Source organism: Pseudomonas sp. Pseusp97, assembly GCF_047304025.1.
GTDB lineage: Bacteria > Pseudomonadota > Gammaproteobacteria > Pseudomonadales > Pseudomonadaceae > Pseudomonas.
Genome location: NZ_JBGLYK010000129.1, coordinates 1 through 16,130, shown reverse-complemented (window position 1 = coordinate 16,130; position 16,130 = coordinate 1). Strand labels below are relative to the sequence as shown.

Here is a 16,130-nt window from a genome sequence, read left to right as displayed (position 1 = left end):
GCAGCCGGTCGGTCATCGCCACGCCCAGGCCACGGGCGGCGGCGTCCAGCGCCAGGTCGTCGAGGTTGAACAGCATGTGCTTGAAGGCCGTGGGAGGCGGTGCGCTCTGGGCGCGCAGCCACTGCGGCCACTCCAGGCCGCCGCTGGAGGCGTGGATCAGCGCGTGGCGCGCCAGTTCCTCCAGCGAGCGCGGCGGCTCCTGGCCGTCATCCAGGCGCGGGGCGCAGACCGGGATCAGGTATTCGTCGTACAGCGGCATCAGCGTGCGGCCCTGCGGATCGCTGCCGTGAGGCAGGTAGAGCACGTAGGCGTCGCAGTCGCCGCCGTCGTCCACCACATCGCCGCCCACCGTCTCGATGGACAGGCACAGCTCCGGGTGCCGCGAGTAGAAGGAACTCAGGCGCGGCAGCAGCCAGCGTACCGCCAGCGAAACGAAGATGCGGATGCGGAAGGGCCGCTCCGCCGAGGCCGGGGCGAGTCGCTGCTCCAGGCGCAGCAGCTGCTGCAGCATCCCCTCGGCCACCGCGTGTACCTCGCGGCCGGCATCGGTCAGCGCCACCTTGCGGCTGGTGCGGTCGAACAGCGGCACGCGGTAGTACTCCTCCAGCTGCTGCACCTGCCGGCTGATGGCGCTCTGGGTCAGGTGCAGCTGTTGCGCCGCGGCCGTGAAACTCCCCGATTCGGCGACCTGCACCAGCGCCTGCAGTGCCTGCAGGGAGGGAACGCGAAGCAGTTTGTCCATGCGGATATCTATGCGTTTTGCGAATGGAAGGATGAAAAATCAGCGTTGGCGCCCGCCGCGCAGATCCCCGTAGATTCTGGTCATGACGCGCCATCGGGGAGATCGCTTGGATACGCCCGGCGCATGGATTGTGAAGGAGTGCCGGGCAATGAACAATCACTGTGGCTGGATCGCCCTGGCAGGCGAGCTGCCCGCGCGGCCGACATTGGGCGGCACCCAGCGGGCGGACTGGCTGATCATCGGTGGCGGCATCACCGGGTTGTCTGCCGCCCACTCGCTGGCGGCGCGTTTCCCGCAGCAGCGCGTGCTACTGCTGGAGCGCCAGCGCATTGCCCAGGGCGCCTCGGCGCGCAATTCCGGGTTTGTCGTGGCCCATGAACTGCCTGCCGCCAGCGAACGCCTCGGGCAGCCCGGCCACGCTGCGTACCAGGTCGCCTCGCGCATTGGCATCGCAGCGGCGCGGGAAGTCCGCGAGCGCATCGCCGCGCTGGACATCGACTGCGAGCTTTTCGAAGACGGCTATCACTTCGCCGCGCACCGGCCCGAGCACCTGGGCGATGTCGACGGCATCCTCGCCACGCTGGCCTCGGTCGGCGCCAACGCTAGCTACTACGAAGGCACCGCGCTGGAGCGGCGGCTCGGCAGTGCCTTCTACGCGCGGGCCATTCATTGCGCCGACGGTAACGCGCTGTTGCAACCGGGGTGCTATGTGAAAGGCCTGGCGGAGAACCTGCCGGCGTCGGTGCAAGTCTTCGAGCAGAGCGGAGTGACGGATCTGCGCCGCAGTGGCCAGGGCTGGGTCGCACGTACCGCCCAGGGCGAAGTCCATGCACCGCAGGTGCTGGTTTGCCTGGGTGCCTTCATCGCCCGCGCCGGCCTGCACGATAGCGGCGCCTTCCCGCTGGAGCTGAGTGCCAGCATTACACGCCCGCTGGACGAACCGCGCTGGCAGTCGCTATTCGGCGAGCGCCAGTGGGGCGTACTCGCGCCACTGGCCGGTGGCGGCACCGTGCGCCTGCTGCCGGGGCGTCGGCTGCTGATCCGCAACACCGTCGAGTACCGCCACCGCGACCTCGACAACAACGCGCTGGCCGAGCGTCGCCGCCGTCATCTGGCCGGTTTGCAGAAGCGCTTCCCCGGCATAGTCGAAGCCGACATCGCCTACACCTGGACCGGTCACCTGAGCGGCACCCGTTCCGGCGAGCCGTATTTCGCCCGTGTCGACCAGGGTTTGCATGCCGTGGCCGGCTGCAATGGCTCGGGCGTGGCGCGCGGCACCCTGTGGGGCCGCCTGCTGGCGGAAATGGCTGCCGGCGACAGCTCGCCCGTGCTGGCCGACGTGCTGGCGCAGGCCAGCCCCGGCTACCTGCCGCCCAGTCCGTTCTTCGATATCGGCGCCTCGCTGCGTATCGCCTGGGAAGTTCGGCGCGCTCGCGCCGAGGCCTGACGCATCGCTTTACCCAAGCACAACCATCTGCACAAACCATCCCCAAAAACCATTCCAAAAAACCGTCCCCAAAAACCTTTCCCAGAACAAGAATCCGAGGGCAGCATGATCACTAGTTTCAAGACTCTGGCCAGCTTCACCCTGGCAGGCCTCGCACTGGCAGCAATGGCCGGCAGAGCCCAGGCGGCGCAGACCGTCACCATCGCCAACTGGAGCGGCTACGTCGCCGACGACACGCTGGCGAACTTCACCCGGCAGACCGGCATCCAGACCACCTACGATCTGGTGGACAGCAACGAGACCACCGAAGCCAAGCTGATGACCGGCGCCAGCGGCTACGACCTGGCGAGCCCGTCCAACCACTTCCTGCCGCGCCTGATCAAGGCCGGCGCCATCCAGGAACTGGACAAGAGCAAGCTGCCCAACTGGAAGAACCTCGACCCCAAGCTGATGAAGATCCTCGAGGCCAACGATCCGGGTAACCGCTACGCCATTCCCTACCTCTGGGTGACCGTCGGCATCGGCTACAACGAGGACAAGATCAAGGCCATCTTCGGCAACACCGACGTCACCCACAGCTGGCAGCTGCTGTTCGATCCGAAGAACGCGGAAAAGCTCGCCCAGTGCGGCATCGCGGTCATCGACAACGCCACCCAGATGGTGCCCATCACCCTCAAGGTGCTCGGCCGCGACCCGGCCAGCCAGAACCCGGACGACTTCAAGGCCGCCGAAGCCGCGTTGCAGGCGGTGCGCCCCTCGATCCGCTACTTCCATCAGTCCAAGTACGTCAGCGACCTGGCCAACGGCGACATCTGCGTCGTCATCGGCTTCAGCGGCGACGTGCTGCAGGCCATGACCACGGCCAGGCAGGCCGGCAACAACGTGAAGATCGGCTACAGCCTGCCGCGCGAAGGCAGCACCATCGCCGTGGACACCGTGACCATTCCCAAGGGCGCGCCGCACCTGGAAAACGCCTATGCCTACATGAACTACCTGCTGCAACCCGAAGTGATCGCCAACATCAGCAATGCCGTGCAGTACCCCAACGGCAACGCCGCCGCGACCCAGTATGTGAACCCCGAACTGCGCAACAACCCGGCCGTCTACCCGCCGCAGGAAGTGCTCGGCACCCTGTTCCCGATCAAGACCCTGTCGCCGTCCGGGATGCGCATGAGCACCCGCCTGTGGACCCGAGTGATGAGCGGCAAATGACCCAGCCCAACGACCTGCGCCGCCACGCCCTGGTGGTCGGTGCCGGCGTGGTGGGCCTCGCCACCGCGCTGCAACTGCAACGCCGCGATTTTCGCGTGACCCTGCTGGACCGCAATCCGCCGGGCCTTGCCACCTCGTTCGGCAATGCCTGCACCTTCGCCACCTACTCGGTGGAGCCGGTGGCCACGCCCGGCATCTGGCGCAAGGCGCCGGGCATGCTGCTGCGCCCGGACAGCCCGCTGGCGATCCGCCCGGCCTACCTGCCGCGCATCGCGCCCTGGCTGCTGCAATTCCTGGCCGCCTCGCGGCGAGATCGGGTGGAAGCCATCGGGCGGGATCTCAACACCTTGCTGCGCCCCTGCATGGACGCGTGGCAGGGGCTGTTCGACGAAGCCGGCGCCAACGACCTGATCCGCCACGATGGCTCGCTGTACATCTTCGAAGCCCACGAACGCGGCGACGCGCAGGCCATGGTGGATTACCACCGGCGCTTCGAGGTGCCGATCCGCTTCGTCGAGAGCCCCGAGCTGCGCGAACTGGAACCCGCGCTCAACGCCCGCGCGGCCTGCGCAGTGGAGCTGCCCGGCGTGAGTCGCACGCTCGATCCGTATGCGTTGAGCCTGCGGCTGTTCGATCGCTTCATCGCCGCGGGCGGTGAATTCCGCCGTGGCGAACTGCTGGGCCTCGAGTCCGCGGGGCAGGGCAGGGACGCGGTGCTGGCGCAGCTGACGACCGGCGAGCGAGTGGCTGCCGACCGCGTGGGGCTGTGCACCGGCGCCTGGTCGCGCACCCTGGTGGACCAGTTGGGCGATGCCGTCCCGCAGGACACCGAGCGCGGCTACCACGTGCTCTTCGGCCACGCCGGGCAGGTGCTCAATCGCCCGGTGTGCTGGGGCGCCGGCGGGTTCTACATGACGCCCATGGCCCAGGGCCTGCGTATCGCCGGCACGGTGGAGTTCGCCGGGCTGGATGCGCTGCCGAGCCCGGCACGATATCGCTACCTGACCCGTGGCGCGCGGCGCTTCCTGCGCCTGCAGCACGAGCCGGTATCGCAGTGGATGGGCTTTCGCTCCTCTGTGCCGGACAGTATGCCGGTGCTCGGTCCGTCCCGGCGCTTGCCGCAGGTCTTCTACAACTTCGGCCACGGCCACGTCGGCCTGACGCTGGGCGCGATCACCGGCCAACTGCTTGCCGAGCAGGCCAGCGGTGTCGCCACCAGCGTACCGGTAACGCCGTTCCTCGCCAGTCGCTTCAGCGCGCGCTGAGCTTCCATCCACCACCGGGTTTCACCCGGAAACAAGGAGAACACGACATGCCCCAGCTGACCCTCGCCGCCCACCGCAGTCATGCCTTGCGCAGTGTTGGCCTGATGCTGTTGTCGATGTTCTGTTTCGCCGTGGTCGATGCGCTGGCCAAGGTGGTGGCGCTGAAGTACCCGGCCAACGAGGTGACTTTCTTCCGCATGGCCTTCGGCGTGCTACCGGCCTTCCTCCTCTGCCTGCGCGGCCGGCCGCTGGCCGAGCGCTGGCGGCAGCTGGACCTGCGCGGGCAGAGCATCCGCGCGGTGACGCTGCTGGGCTCTTCTGCGCTGTTCTTCGCCGGGCTGCCCTACGTGGCGCTGAGCGAGGCCATATCCATCGCCTATTCCGAAGCCCTGCTGGTGATAGTGCTGGCGCCGCTGCTGCTGGGCGAACGCCTGCTGCCGCGCAATGCGCTGGCGGCGGTGCTGGGCTTCATAGGCGTGCTGATGGTGGTCAAGCCGGACAACGCCGAGGCCAGCCTGCTCGGGCCTGGCCTGCTGGTGGCCAGCGCCGTCTTCGGCGCGCTGTCGATGATCCAGATCCGCCGCATTCGCGAGACCGACGACTCCACCACCACGGTGCTGTATTTCACCGTGGTCGGCACCCTGGTCATGGGCGCCACGCTGCCGTTTTCCTGGAGCACGCCGAGCCTGCCGGACCTTGGTTTCATGCTCGCCGTCGGGCTGCTCGCGACCCTTGGCCAACTGCTGTTCACCATCGCCGTGCGCCGCGCCCATGCCGCCACATTGGCGCCGTACACCTATACCAGCATCATCTGGGCGAGCCTGTTCGGCTACGTGATCTGGGGCGAGGTGCTCGGCCTGCTGTCGTTGGTCGGTATCCTGTTGATCGTCGGCAGCGCCGTGGTGGCGGTGCTGGAGCAGCCAGCGGAAGGTGCGGTGGTGTGAGGCGGGGAACAGGGCGGACCCCGGTGCGAAACTGCAGGTAGGAGCGGACCTTGTCCGCGAAATCCGTCGCGGATGGCTCGGTATCACCGGCGGGCGCTGGCGCGATGCGCTCGCTCACGGGCGGCGGGCATGGACTGGGGCGCTTCCACCTGCTTTACAGGGCGCGGTATCGAGGGTCAGGCCAATTCCTGACAAACATCGATCCAATCCGCCGCCACCAGTTGTGCCATGCGCTGCGGCTCGATCCGCACTGCGCTGTGCACCGCGCCTGCTGCCGGCAGCACCTCGTCGAAGGCCTGCAGCGACACATCGCAATACACCGGCAGCGGTGTCGCCAGGCCGAACGGGCAGACGCCGCCTACCGGATGCCCGGTCAGTTCCACCACTTCCTCGGCGCCGAGCATCTTGGCCTTGCCGCCGAAGGCTTCCTTGAGCTTGCGGTTGTCCAGCCGTGCATCGCCGCGCGCGACCACCAGCACGGTGCGCTCGCCTACCCGCAGGGACAGGGTCTTGGCGATGCGGCCCGGTTCCACGCCGTGGGCCTCGGCGGCCAGGGCGACGGTGGCGGTGCTGGTTTCCAGCTCGATGATGGCAATGTCGGGGGCGTTTTCGGCGAAGAAGGCGCGAACCGATTCCAGGCTCATGGGGCGATGCTCCGTGTCGTGCGAAAAGGACTGAATCTAGGGAGCACGGCCGCAGCTGTCCAGAGCGGGATGTCAGTGTCCGTGGATGAGCAGGGCTTCGATGCCGGGTATGCCGAGGGAATGGTTGGCGTTCAGCAGCTCCAGGCGGGCCGCGAATATCCTCAGTTCGCGGTCGGCCGCCTGCACGGCTTGGGTCAGCATGGACAGCGGCACGGTGACCGAATGCAGGGGCGGCGGCGGGGTGAAGGCCTCGCCCGGCCCGTTGAAGTCGAAGCTGGCGGACTGGTTGTGCTGGTTGATATCGGGCGAGGGATGTCCGCTGTACAGGTAGGCCCCCTTGCCGGCGGCGATGCGCTTCCAGCTCCGCAGGTCGCCCAGGTCGCTGCAGCATTGCGGGAACAGCACGTCGACGGCGCCGACCCGCAGTACATAGCCGCCGGAGAGGGGCGGAACCTGTCGCCAGTCCGCCGAACCTTTCAGGCCCTCGGCGCAGTGCAACCGGATCAGGCGCGAGATGTCCGCGTCGCTCAGGTCGGCAATGCGATGGAACGCACTGCCCGGCAGGTAGGGCCGAAGCCGCGGGCTGAAGCCGTTGGCCCGCAGGTTGCGCTCATGGTATTCCCGCCAGCTTGCGACGTGCTCCCAGTAAGGCCCGTTGGCGGGAAGCGCAACGGAGTCGACCAGATAGAACAATTCAACGACGGGGATGAGCTGGACCTGCATGGGAGTGCCTGGAGTTTGCTGAGCGGCACGTTCTAATGGCGCCAAGCCGGTGCGTCCAGAGCGAATTTTCCCATATCGCCGGCTGGGAGCTTCCGCGCGACCTATGCTCAAGGCCCCCGCAAGACCGCTCGAAAATAATTTCGCCTGGCCTGTCGATCTGCCGTCACGCCCTTCGACTATTAGTCAGGAACCGGAAGCAACCGGCCGCCACGCTGAAGATGACAACAAGAGGAGAAAGACCATGCGTTTCATGGTGATCGTCAAAGCCACCGCCGACTCCGAAGCCGGTGTGATGCCCAAGGAAGAGCTGCTCGCCGCCATGGGGGCCTACAACGAGGAACTGGTGAAGGCCGGAGTGATGCTGGCTGGCGAAGGCCTGCACCCCAGCGTGAGAGGCGCGCGGGTGCGCTTCGACGGCGCGTCGCGGCAGGTGATCGACGGCCCGTTCGCCGAGACCAAGGAGCTGATCGCCGGCTTCTGGATCATGCAGACCGCGTCGCTGCAGGAGTGCATCGACTGGGTCAAGCGCTCGCCCAACCCGTTCGACGGCGAGTCCGAGATCGAGATCCGACAGATTTTCGAGGCCGAGGACTTCGGCGCCGAATTCACCCCTGAACTGCGCGAGCAGGAAGAACGCCTGCGCGCCGAAATCGCCAGCAAATCCTGAATCTGGAGGACACCGCCATGTTGATGAATGCCTACCTGGTCTTTGACGGCAACTGCGAAGAAGCCTTCCATTATTACGCCGAAGTGTTGCGCGCCGACCTGCCGGCTCTGATGCGCTTCTCCGACGCACCGGGCTGCGAGGACATGCCCGAGGCGCTGAAGAACCGGGTGATCCATGTGCGCCTGGAAGTGGACGGCCACGTGCTGATGGGCTCGGACGCCTCGCCGCAATGCGGTCAGTACGAAGGCGTGAAGGGCGTGTCGATTACCCTCAATGTCGACACCAAGGCCGAGGCGCGGCGCCTCTTCGAAGCCCTCGGCAAGGGCGGCAAGGTCGCCATGCCGCTGGAGCAGACCTTCTGGGCCGAGCTGTTTGGCGCCGTTGAAGACCGCTTCGGGGTGCCGTGGATGATCAATTGCGAGAAGGAAGCCTGAGCATACAGGCGACCCGATCGCGAACGGAGTCCGCTCCTACGCAGAACCCCCTGCGTAGGGGCAACTGTCTTCTTCTGATAGTTCGAGCTTTGGATTTGCCCTCTCCCTAACCCTGGCTGCGCGCCCCGCTCCGAAGGGAGAGGGGACCGTATGGTGCAGGTTGAAACCAAGGCGTCAGCTGGCTCGGGCGGGGGAGAGGGCATGCCTCGGCACAATCTTTCAGGTAGGAGCGGACTCTGTCCGCGATTGTTTTACGCGGGTGGGCGCGTAGGGCGCATAACGCGACAGCGTTATCCGCCCTACGGCTGCTCTTTTCCTCCATTGACGCGGAAACGCTCCGGCGTCGTCCCGGTGAATCGCTGGAAAGCCCGGTGGAAGCTGGTGACGTGTTCGTAGCCGAGCAGGAAGGCGATCTCCTGCAGGGCCATCCGGCTGGCCAGCAGATAGCGTTGGGCCAGCGCCATGCGCACTTCCAGCACTATTGCCTTGAAGCTCAGCCCATGCTCGCGCAGCCGGCGCTGCAGCGTATGTGGGGGCAGGCGCAGCCAGGCGGCGGTCTGCGCCAGGTCCGGCAGTGGGATGCGCGCATTCTGCAGCAGGTAATAGCGCACATCGTCCGGCAGCGCGTGGCCACGCTCGAAGCTGGCCAGGGTCGCTGCGCCCTGCGCCTGGCACAGCCGGCTCACCGACGGGTTGGCGGTGGAGAAGGGCTGGTCATGGAATGCCTTCGGTATCCACAGCTGGGCCTGCTCGGCATTGAAGCGGCAGGGGCCCGGGAAGAGTTCGCCGTACAAGTCCGCATGGGCTGGCGGCGGGTAGGGCAGGTGCAGCTGCATGCCGGCGCAGGTTTCCAGGTCCGGCAGGCGCTGGCACAGCCAGCGCCAGGTGCTGCTCAGCCATTCCTCGCAGAGGGCGATGCGCTCCACCTCGCCGAAGGGCGGCAGCTGCAGCGTGAGTCGGATGTGCTCGCCGACTGCCTCGCGCTGGGTGTGGATCGGGTGCGGCATCAGGCTCGACGGCTGGCCGAGGGAGATGTCCCAGGAGCGCCGCAGATTGGCCGCGCTGATCAGCGCGTAGCCGATCACCCCCAGGTCATAGAGGTTGTAGCGCTGGCCCAGGCGCAGGAAGAACTCGCTCGGGCCGAGCAGCCCGGCGGCCTGCTGCAACAGCCGGTAATAGCGGGCGAAGTTCATCCCGGCAGCCGCCTCTTCGCTGTTGCCGGGCAGCCCGAGTCCACCCAGCAAAGGCGCCAGCGGCGGCAGGGTGGGCCGGGCGCGCCACTCGTCGAGGAAGTGGCGGAACAACTGGCGGGCGGCGTAATCGATGTCGAAGGACGCGGTCGGCATGGCTCAGCCTCAAGCTGTCGTCTTGTGCTAGTGAGTTGTCATCTTATGCTAATCGGTGACCCTAAGCCGAGCCCTATACTGCTTCCACGAACAAGAACAACAAGGGCCTGCCATGACCGCTCCGGACCGTTTCCGCTCCTCCCATTCCCCCAGCGACCGCTTCGCTGAACTGCTGCTGCATAACGGCTGCTTCTATACCCTCGATCCCGCCCAGCCCTGGGCCGAGGCCGTGGCCATCCGCGATGGCCGGTTGCTGGCGGTAGGCCGGCACGAGGACATGGAGCACCTGATCGGCCCGGAGACGCTGGTGCGCGACCTTGAAGGCGCGTTCTGCATGCCCGGCCTGCACGACATGCACACCCACCCGGACCTGGCACTCAATCCGCGCTACGCCGACGACCTGGACGTCGGCATCGAGGACCCGACCCCGGATCAATTGGCGAAAGCCATTCGCGACTACGCCGACAGCCACCCCGGCGACGGCTGGGTCTACGGCCAGTACTGGGTGCGCTACACCTTCCGCGAGGCCGGGCTGAAGCCGGGCCGCGAGTGGCTCGACAGCATCCTGCCGGATCGCCCCGTGGCGCTGCTCGACCGCATGTGGGGCACCATGATGGTCAACTCGCGCGCGCTGGAGCTGGCCGGCATCGATGCCAGCACCGCCGACCCGCGCAACGGCTACCTGGAGCGCGACGAACTGACCGGCGAACCCAACGGCCTGATGATCGATGGCGCCTATGCGCTGATCCACGCCGCCATGCCGCCGACCCCGGCCAAGGTGCTGCGCCAGTCCTACCGCGAGGGCGTGCACTTCCAGAGCTCGCGCGGGGTCACGGCGGCCAAGTACCTGCATGTCTGCGAAAACCGCCTGGACGCCCTGAAGTACCTCGACGATGCCGGGCAACTGACCCTGCGCGTGGAGGCGGCGATCAGCTGGCAGGACGACATCTTCCCGGTACGTCGCCGCTGGGAGCTGCTCAGCGGCGAGCGTCATTACTACCGCAGCTCGCGGCTGTCGGCGAATGCGGTGAAGTTCCACTTCGACGGCACGGTGGAGCCGCGCTCTTCCTTCCTGATTACACCCTGGCCAGGTGAGGACGCCTGGCGCGGCAAACTCAACCTGACGCCCGAGCACATCACCGACATGGTGGTGGACATGGACCGCCGTGGCATCCGCGTCATCGCCCACTGCACCGGCGACGCGGCGTCCGATGTGTTCCTCGACGCGGTGGCCGAGGCGCGCCGGCGCAACGGTTTCAGCGGCGTGCGCCACCAGTGTGCGCACAGCACCATCCTGCATCCGGGCAACCTCAAGCGCTTCCGCGAGCTGGAAGTGATCGCGGAGTTCTCCCCGGCGGCCTGGTACCCGACGCCCTTTGCCAGCGGCGCGCGCTCGGGCTACGGCGCGGACCGGCTCAAGCGCATCTACGACTTCAAGGGCGTGCTGGCCGCCGGCGGCATCGCGGTGTTCGGCACGGACTGGCCGGTGGCGTCCATCGACCCCTGGCTGGCGCTGGAAACCCTGGTGACCCGGCAGAACCCCTGGAATGACGACCCGGCCTGCTTCGGCGAGCCGATCAGCCTGGAGCAGGCGATCCGCGTGGCGACGCTCAATGGCGCCTATGCCATGGGCCTGGAAAAGCTCACCGGCAGCCTGGAGGCGGGCAAGTCGGCGGACTTCATCGTCCTCGACCGCAACCTCTTCGCGCAGCCGGCGCGCAACTTCATCCATCGCACCGAGGTGCAGCTCACCTTCGTCGAGGGGCGGCCGGTGTACGACCGCCTTGGCCAGTTCAGCGACACGGCCCTGGCTGCAGTGTGGCAGGGCGAGCCGCCGCGCATCGAAGGCGTCAACGCATGAACGCCGCGAGCATCCCGGTGACGGTGGTCGCCGGCTTCCTCGGCGCGGGCAAGACCACGTTGCTGCGTAACCTGCTGGAGCGCTGCGAAGGCCGGCGCCTGGCGGTGATCGTCAATGACTTCGGCGAGCTGAACATCGACGCCGGGATGATCGCCGAGCAGACCGAGGCGGTATACAGCCTGGAGAATGGCTGCATCTGCTGCAGTGTGCAGGATGACCTGCTGGCCCAGTTGGAGCGCCTGGCAAACATGCACCCGCCGCTGGAACAGGTGGTGATCGAATGCAGCGGGGTGTCCGACCCGCAGCGTATCGTGCAGACGCTGGGCTACCCGAAACTGCGCCGGCGCCTGCATCTGGACGCGGTGCTCACCGTCGTCGACGGCGCTCGGCGCGATCCGCTCGAAGGCGAGTACGCCCGGCTGGAGCGCATGCAGGCGGCAGCGGCGGACCTGTTGCTGCTGAACAAGTGCGACCTGCTGGACGTCGACGAGCGCGCCAGACAGCGTGAGCGCTTTGGGCATGGCGCGAGGGTGCTGGAGACCATCCAGGCGCAGATTCCCGATGAGCTGCTGCTCGGTGAGCCATCGCGCAAGCTCCGGCCCCATGCGCAGGAAGGCATCGACCATGGCGAGCTGTTCGACAGCTGGAGCTGGCAGGGCGAGGCGGCCTTTGAGGGTGTGCGCTTGAAGGGCTGGCTGGAAAGCCTGCCGCGTGGCCTGCTGCGTCTCAAGGGACTGATCCGCCTGGCCGGGCAGGGCGAGGCGGTCTGGCTGCAGTATGTGGGCGGACGCTATCAGCTGCGCCCGGCCACGATGGCCGAGGCGGCGCAGGGCTCGCGGCTGGTGTTCATCGCGGAGAAGGATGCGGGGTTGCGGGCGGATCTCGAAGCTGGCCTGCAGACCTGCTTCAGCTCTTGGTAGGAGCGAGCTTGCTCGCGAACCGCCTCAGCGCAGGACTGCCGGGAAAAGCTTCGCGAGCAAGCTCGCTCCTACAAGGGCAGGCCGATCTGCGGGCAACAAAAAACCGGCCACCAGGGCCGGTTTTTCATCACGCACCGAACTCAGCGGTATTCGCAGAGGTAGGCGGTGTCCTGGGCGACTTTCAGCTGGAACTTGCTGTTGGCCGGCACGGTGAAGTTGCTGCCGCCTTCGAAAGTTTCCCAGTTGTCGCTGCCCGGCAGCTTGACGGTCAGCGCGCCGGCGACGACGTGCATCACCTCCAGCTGGCTGGTGCCGAATTCGTATTCGCCGGGAGCCATCACGCCAATGGTGGCGGGGCCTGCGGCCATGTCGAAGGCGATGGATTTGACGGTGCCGTCGAAGTACTCGTTGACCTTGAACATGGGCTTCTCCTGCTAGAGGGGTGAAAAAGGGCCCGCCAGTATGCCCAAGGCCGCAGGCCCCGTCACTAGAGCGAGGCCGGCGACCGTGCGGTCAGTGATGGATGAGTGCTGTCAGCCGGCGACGGGCAGTGTCAGCGGTAGCAGGCGAGCGGTATTGCGGGCGTCTTCCAGGGCGCGATGAGGCTGGCCCTGGAAGTGCAGCCCGGCCAGGTGCAGCGCGGCGTTCAGGCCCACCGGGCGCTTGAGCTGGCGGGCCTGGGCAAAGCGCTGCTTGAGGTTCACGTGGGGCACGCGGGACAGGTGGCTGTCCAGGTGCTGGCGGCGCCATTCCAGCTCGAGCTGATGGCGGTCGTAGTCGCCCCAGCTGGTCCAGCCGGCCAGGCGTGGGCTGTGTTGGGCGAGCCAGCGTTCGAACTGTGGCCAGACCTCGTGCAGCGGTGCGGCGGCATCGACGTTGGCCTGGGTGATGTGGGTGAGTTCGCGGCAGAAGGCCGTCAACAGCGGGCGCCGCTGCGGGCGGACGAACCGCTGGAAATGGTCCAGCTCGCGCCCGTCGGCCTCGGCCACCAGGCTCGCGCCGATTTCGATGATCTCCATTTCCTCGACCGGCCAGCCGCCTTCCTCGGTGGTGGCTTCCAGATCGATCACCAGCCAGTGGGGCATAGTCGGTGCTCGTGGTTGGGTTCGGATCGAGTATGGAAGGCGTTTGCGCGACCGGCAAACCGCGCTAGGCTGAGCGCCTTCTGCTGACAAGGGGACCGCGATGGCGAAAGTGGCATTCATCGGCCTGGGCGTGATGGGTTACCCCATGGCCGGGCATCTGGCCCGCGAAGGGCATGAGGTGTGCGTCTACAACCGTACCGCGAGCCGCGCCGTGCAGTGGGGCCGGCAGTTCGGCGGCCGTGCGGCGCAGACCCCGCGTGAGGCGGCGCAATGGGCCGACTTCGTGATGTGCTGCGTGGGTAACGATGACGACCTGCGTAGCGTGGTGCTGGGAGAGGAGGGCGCACTGGCCGGCATGCAGCCCGGGTCCGTGCTGGTGGACCACACCACCGCTTCCGCCGAAGTGGCCCGTGAGCTGGCGGTAGCGGCGGCCGAGCGTGAGCTGGGCTTTCTCGATGCGCCGGTTTCCGGTGGCCAGGCCGGCGCCGAGAATGGCGCGCTGACGGTGATGGTCGGTGGCGATGCCGATATCTACGCCCGCGCCGAGCCGGTGATCGCGACCTACGCACGCATGGTGCGGCGCATGGGCCCGGTGGGCAGCGGCCAGCTGACCAAGATGGTCAACCAGATCTGCGTCGGCGGTTTGCTGCAGGGATTGTCGGAGGCGCTGCACTTCGCCCAGAGCGCCGGCCTCGACGGCATGGCGGCGATGGAGGTGATCAGCAAGGGGGCCGCGCAATCCTGGCAGTTGGAGAACCGTCACCAGAGCATGCTGGAAGGTCGCTTCGACTTCGGCTTCGCGGTGGACTGGATGCGCAAGGATCTGGGCATCGTGCTCGATGAGGCTCGCCGCAATGGCGCCAAGCTGCCGGTGACGGCGCTGGTCGACCAGTTCTACGCCGAGGTGCAGGCCGCCGGTGGCGGGCGCTGGGATACCTCGAGCCTGATCACCCGCCTTCAGGACTCGCCGGAGTCCTGAGTCGTTCCTTCCTGCGAGTAGCGCCTGGTTCGCTTCAGGCGCGGAAGATGAAGTACACCGCGCCCAACAGGCACAAGCCGGCCCAGAGATAGTCGAGCTTCAGAGGTTGCTGCATGAAGTACACGCTGAATGGCACGAAGACCGCCAGCGTGATGACTTCCTGCATGATCTTCAGTTGCCCCACCGACATCACCGTGTAACCGATCCGGTTGGCCGGTACCTGCAGCAGGTACTCGAACAGCGCAATGCCCCAGCTGACCAGCGCGGCGATGATCCACGGCTTGCTGTTCAGGGTCTTCAGATGGCCGTACCAGGCGAAGGTCATGAACAGATTGGAAAGCGACAGAAGAACGGCGGTTTGCAGCCAGACCGGCATGGCAGAGGCTCCAGTGGGGGACTGTGCGTGAGCCTAGTGGAGCTCCGCCCGACAGCCAAGGGGCGCCGGAGCGATCCTGTTCCTGATCGACGCGAGCGGGGGGATTGACGCTGGGATTGCAGGCATCCGGCGCGCCGGCCCCGGTCTGGCGTGATCGCCTGTTCGAAGCCGCCAGGCCGGCGCTGATGCGCTGGCGGTGGCGGGAATTCCCGCTGATCCGGCCAGCTTGGCGGAATGGCCGGCGGGCTATATGCTCGGCGGCCAATTTCTGACGGCGGCTGTGCAAGCAGGGCTGCCGGGCTTTTCCCCCTCTGCTTGTCGATCGCCCATAGAGAGTTCATCCATGGAATGCCGTATCGGCTGCGGCGCCTGCTGCATCGCGCCGTCGATTTCCTCGCCCATCCCCGGCATGCCAGACGGCAAGCCGGCCGGTGTGCGCTGCGTGCAACTGGACGAACGCAATCTGTGCAAACTATTCGGCGACTCGCGGCGTCCAAAGGTCTGCGCGGCCTTCGATGCGGACGCCGATGCCTGCGGCAGCAGCAACGAGCAGGCCCTGCGGATACTCACCGAGTGGGAACGCATCACTGCTGCCTGATGTGACTTGGAAGTCACGTTTTCGCGGTCCATACTGACGCCCCGACCCGCTCAAGACCGCGGATTGCAAAGGGGCGGCGCGATTGCCGGCCCCCACAAGATCAAGAATAAAGAGAGGTAAGACGATGCGTGGTGTATTGCGTATGACCCTGCTGGCCACTGCCGTGATGGGCTTTGCCGGTACTGCCCTGGCTGAAGACTGGAAGCTGGAGAAGGAAGACGACGGTGTGAAGGTCTTCCTCAGCCCCGTGGCGGGCTCCAAGTACAAGGCCTACCGTGGCGTCGTCGACATCAAGGCCGATGTGGCCAAGATCAACGCCCTGCAGGAGGACGTGGCCGGCTCCTGCAAGTGGATCCACGCGTGCGCCGAGATGCGCCTGCTCAAGCACGAAGGCGACGATTCCTGGACCTACTCGAAGATCGACATGCCCTGGCCGGTGACCGGTCGCGACGTGGTGATCCACGTGACCACCGAGAAGACCGCTGATGGCGGCCTGATCCGTCACCTGAAGGCCGAGCCGACCTATATCCCGGAAGAGAAGGGCGAAATCCGCGTGCCGAAGCTGATCGGCGAGTGGAAGCTGGTGCCCAAGGGCGCCGGCGTGACCGAAGTGACCTACCAGGTGCAGACCGAGCCGGGTGGCAGCATTCCGTCCTGGCTGGCCAACAGCTTCGTGGTCGATGCGCCGATGAACACCCTGAAGGGCCTGCGCAGCGCTGCCGAGAAGTAATAGACGCTGTCGTTGCCCCACGAAAAAGCCGCCTTCGGGCGGCTTTTTCATTCCTGTCGTGCGCGTCGGTGAGGCTCTTCGTAGGAGCGAGCTTGCTCGCGAACCGCTTGACGCCGGCATAGCCGGGAAATCCGTTCGCAAGCAAGCTCGCTCCTAC

The 16,130-nt window shown here is 66.7% G+C and carries 18 protein-coding genes; 11 read left to right on the top strand and 7 right to left on the bottom strand.

Annotated elements, in window-relative coordinates:
- Positions 1–742, bottom strand: a 742-nt coding sequence (locus ACCC94_RS19510) for a LysR family transcriptional regulator (RefSeq protein WP_413351147.1), incomplete at its 3' end; no start/stop codon positions are given.
- 148 nt (positions 743–890) lie between these two features.
- On the opposite strand from ACCC94_RS19510, the gene ACCC94_RS19505 reads away from it, so the two are divergent.
- From ACCC94_RS19505 to ACCC94_RS19490, 4 genes are all read left to right on the top strand, one after another.
- A complete protein-coding gene (locus ACCC94_RS19505) occupies positions 891–2,189 on the top strand; it encodes an NAD(P)/FAD-dependent oxidoreductase (protein WP_413351145.1) in 1,299 nt (432 codons plus the stop codon).
- A 105-nt stretch (positions 2,190–2,294) separates the two neighbouring features.
- Complete coding sequence (locus tag ACCC94_RS19500; protein ID WP_413351144.1) at positions 2,295–3,401, top strand: polyamine ABC transporter substrate-binding protein; 1,107 nt, start codon at positions 2,295–2,297, stop codon at positions 3,399–3,401.
- The gene (locus ACCC94_RS19495) at positions 3,398–4,666 is read left to right on the top strand and encodes an NAD(P)/FAD-dependent oxidoreductase (protein WP_413351142.1); all 1,269 of its coding nucleotides are present in this window, start codon (positions 3,398–3,400) and stop codon (positions 4,664–4,666) included. The genes ACCC94_RS19500 and ACCC94_RS19495 overlap by 4 nt, the downstream gene beginning before the upstream one ends.
- 47 nt (positions 4,667–4,713) lie before the next feature.
- Entirely contained in the window at positions 4,714–5,610 is an 897-nt protein-coding gene (locus ACCC94_RS19490; RefSeq protein ID WP_413351140.1) for a DMT family transporter, read from the top strand.
- A 176-nt stretch (positions 5,611–5,786) separates the two neighbouring features.
- Here the strand turns inward: ACCC94_RS19490 and ACCC94_RS19485 are convergent, their stop codons facing one another.
- Both ACCC94_RS19485 and ACCC94_RS19480 read right to left on the bottom strand, forming a co-directional pair.
- Complete coding sequence (locus ACCC94_RS19485; protein WP_413351138.1) at positions 5,787–6,254, bottom strand: YbaK/EbsC family protein; 468 nt, start codon at positions 6,252–6,254, stop codon at positions 5,787–5,789.
- Positions 6,255–6,326: 72 nt separating this feature from the next.
- The gene (locus tag ACCC94_RS19480; protein ID WP_413351137.1) at positions 6,327–6,977 is read right to left on the bottom strand and encodes a hypothetical protein; all 651 of its coding nucleotides are present in this window, start codon (positions 6,975–6,977) and stop codon (positions 6,327–6,329) included.
- A 241-nt stretch (positions 6,978–7,218) separates the two neighbouring features.
- On the opposite strand from ACCC94_RS19480, the gene ACCC94_RS19475 reads away from it, so the two are divergent.
- On the top strand, positions 7,219–7,644 hold the full coding sequence (locus tag ACCC94_RS19475; protein WP_413351136.1) for a YciI family protein: 426 nt from the start codon (positions 7,219–7,221) through the stop codon (positions 7,642–7,644).
- A gap of 17 nt (positions 7,645–7,661) precedes the next feature.
- Positions 7,662–8,078, top strand: a complete 417-nt coding sequence (locus ACCC94_RS19470; RefSeq protein WP_413351135.1) for a VOC family protein — start codon at positions 7,662–7,664, stop codon at positions 8,076–8,078.
- A gap of 299 nt (positions 8,079–8,377) precedes the next feature.
- On the opposite strand, the gene ACCC94_RS19465 is transcribed toward ACCC94_RS19470, so the two are convergent.
- Positions 8,378–9,424, bottom strand: coding sequence for an AraC family transcriptional regulator ligand-binding domain-containing protein (locus ACCC94_RS19465; RefSeq protein WP_413351134.1), 1,047 nt, complete (start codon positions 9,422–9,424; stop codon positions 8,378–8,380).
- A gap of 112 nt (positions 9,425–9,536) precedes the next feature.
- On the opposite strand from ACCC94_RS19465, the gene ACCC94_RS19460 reads away from it, so the two are divergent.
- Together ACCC94_RS19460 and ACCC94_RS19455 are read left to right on the top strand one after the other, a co-directional pair.
- On the top strand, positions 9,537–11,285 hold the full coding sequence (locus ACCC94_RS19460; RefSeq protein WP_413351133.1) for an amidohydrolase: 1,749 nt from the start codon (positions 9,537–9,539) through the stop codon (positions 11,283–11,285).
- A complete protein-coding gene (locus tag ACCC94_RS19455) occupies positions 11,282–12,205 on the top strand; it encodes a CobW family GTP-binding protein (protein WP_413351132.1) in 924 nt (307 codons plus the stop codon). Before ACCC94_RS19460 ends, ACCC94_RS19455 begins: the two co-directional genes overlap by 4 nt.
- Before the next feature lie 140 nt (positions 12,206–12,345).
- Here the strand turns inward: ACCC94_RS19455 and ACCC94_RS19450 are convergent, their stop codons facing one another.
- Complete coding sequence (locus tag ACCC94_RS19450; RefSeq protein WP_413351131.1) at positions 12,346–12,627, bottom strand: pyrimidine/purine nucleoside phosphorylase; 282 nt, start codon at positions 12,625–12,627, stop codon at positions 12,346–12,348.
- A gap of 111 nt (positions 12,628–12,738) precedes the next feature.
- Positions 12,739–13,290 (bottom strand): exonuclease domain-containing protein, encoded by a 552-nt coding sequence (locus tag ACCC94_RS19445; RefSeq protein WP_017518054.1) that lies wholly within the window; start codon positions 13,288–13,290, stop codon positions 12,739–12,741.
- 100 nt (positions 13,291–13,390) lie between these two features.
- Between ACCC94_RS19445 and ACCC94_RS19440 the strand changes: the two genes are divergently transcribed.
- Complete coding sequence (locus ACCC94_RS19440) at positions 13,391–14,269, top strand: NAD(P)-dependent oxidoreductase (protein WP_413351129.1); 879 nt, start codon at positions 13,391–13,393, stop codon at positions 14,267–14,269.
- 34 nt (positions 14,270–14,303) lie between these two features.
- On the opposite strand, the gene ACCC94_RS19435 is transcribed toward ACCC94_RS19440, so the two are convergent.
- A complete protein-coding gene (locus ACCC94_RS19435; RefSeq protein WP_413351128.1) occupies positions 14,304–14,645 on the bottom strand; it encodes a DMT family protein in 342 nt (113 codons plus the stop codon).
- A 343-nt stretch (positions 14,646–14,988) separates the two neighbouring features.
- On the opposite strand from ACCC94_RS19435, the gene ACCC94_RS19430 reads away from it, so the two are divergent.
- Positions 14,989–15,243 carry a YkgJ family cysteine cluster protein gene (locus ACCC94_RS19430; protein WP_413351127.1) on the top strand — a complete coding sequence of 85 codons (255 nt, stop codon included), beginning with the start codon at positions 14,989–14,991 and terminating at the stop codon, positions 15,241–15,243.
- 124 nt (positions 15,244–15,367) lie between these two features.
- Positions 15,368–15,973, top strand: a complete 606-nt coding sequence (locus ACCC94_RS19425) for an START domain-containing protein (RefSeq protein ID WP_413351126.1) — start codon at positions 15,368–15,370, stop codon at positions 15,971–15,973.
- The last annotated feature ends 157 nt before the right edge of the window (positions 15,974–16,130 follow it).

Excerpts from the sequence above, each read along its gene's own strand:
- ACCC94_RS19505 (WP_413351145.1), top strand. The coding sequence starts at position 891 with ATGAACAATCACTGTGGCTGGATCGCCCTGGCAGGCGAGCTGCCCGCG.
- ACCC94_RS19500 (WP_413351144.1), top strand. The coding sequence starts at position 2,295 with ATGATCACTAGTTTCAAGACTCTGGCCAGCTTCACCCTGGCAGGCCTC.
- ACCC94_RS19495 (WP_413351142.1), top strand. The coding sequence starts at position 3,398 with ATGACCCAGCCCAACGACCTGCGCCGCCACGCCCTGGTGGTCGGTGCC.
- ACCC94_RS19490 (WP_413351140.1), top strand. The coding sequence starts at position 4,714 with ATGCCCCAGCTGACCCTCGCCGCCCACCGCAGTCATGCCTTGCGCAGT.
- ACCC94_RS19485 (WP_413351138.1), bottom strand. The coding sequence starts at position 6,254 with ATGAGCCTGGAATCGGTTCGCGCCTTCTTCGCCGAAAACGCCCCCGAC.
- ACCC94_RS19480 (WP_413351137.1), bottom strand. The coding sequence starts at position 6,977 with ATGCAGGTCCAGCTCATCCCCGTCGTTGAATTGTTCTATCTGGTCGAC.
- ACCC94_RS19475 (WP_413351136.1), top strand. The coding sequence starts at position 7,219 with ATGCGTTTCATGGTGATCGTCAAAGCCACCGCCGACTCCGAAGCCGGT.
- ACCC94_RS19470 (WP_413351135.1), top strand. The coding sequence starts at position 7,662 with ATGTTGATGAATGCCTACCTGGTCTTTGACGGCAACTGCGAAGAAGCC.
- ACCC94_RS19465 (WP_413351134.1), bottom strand. The coding sequence starts at position 9,424 with ATGCCGACCGCGTCCTTCGACATCGATTACGCCGCCCGCCAGTTGTTC.
- ACCC94_RS19460 (WP_413351133.1), top strand. The coding sequence starts at position 9,537 with ATGACCGCTCCGGACCGTTTCCGCTCCTCCCATTCCCCCAGCGACCGC.
- ACCC94_RS19455 (WP_413351132.1), top strand. The coding sequence starts at position 11,282 with ATGAACGCCGCGAGCATCCCGGTGACGGTGGTCGCCGGCTTCCTCGGC.
- ACCC94_RS19450 (WP_413351131.1), bottom strand. The coding sequence starts at position 12,627 with ATGTTCAAGGTCAACGAGTACTTCGACGGCACCGTCAAATCCATCGCC.
- ACCC94_RS19445 (WP_017518054.1), bottom strand. The coding sequence starts at position 13,290 with ATGCCCCACTGGCTGGTGATCGATCTGGAAGCCACCACCGAGGAAGGC.
- ACCC94_RS19440 (WP_413351129.1), top strand. The coding sequence starts at position 13,391 with ATGGCGAAAGTGGCATTCATCGGCCTGGGCGTGATGGGTTACCCCATG.
- ACCC94_RS19435 (WP_413351128.1), bottom strand. The coding sequence starts at position 14,645 with ATGCCGGTCTGGCTGCAAACCGCCGTTCTTCTGTCGCTTTCCAATCTG.
- ACCC94_RS19430 (WP_413351127.1), top strand. The coding sequence starts at position 14,989 with ATGGAATGCCGTATCGGCTGCGGCGCCTGCTGCATCGCGCCGTCGATT.
- ACCC94_RS19425 (WP_413351126.1), top strand. The coding sequence starts at position 15,368 with ATGCGTGGTGTATTGCGTATGACCCTGCTGGCCACTGCCGTGATGGGC.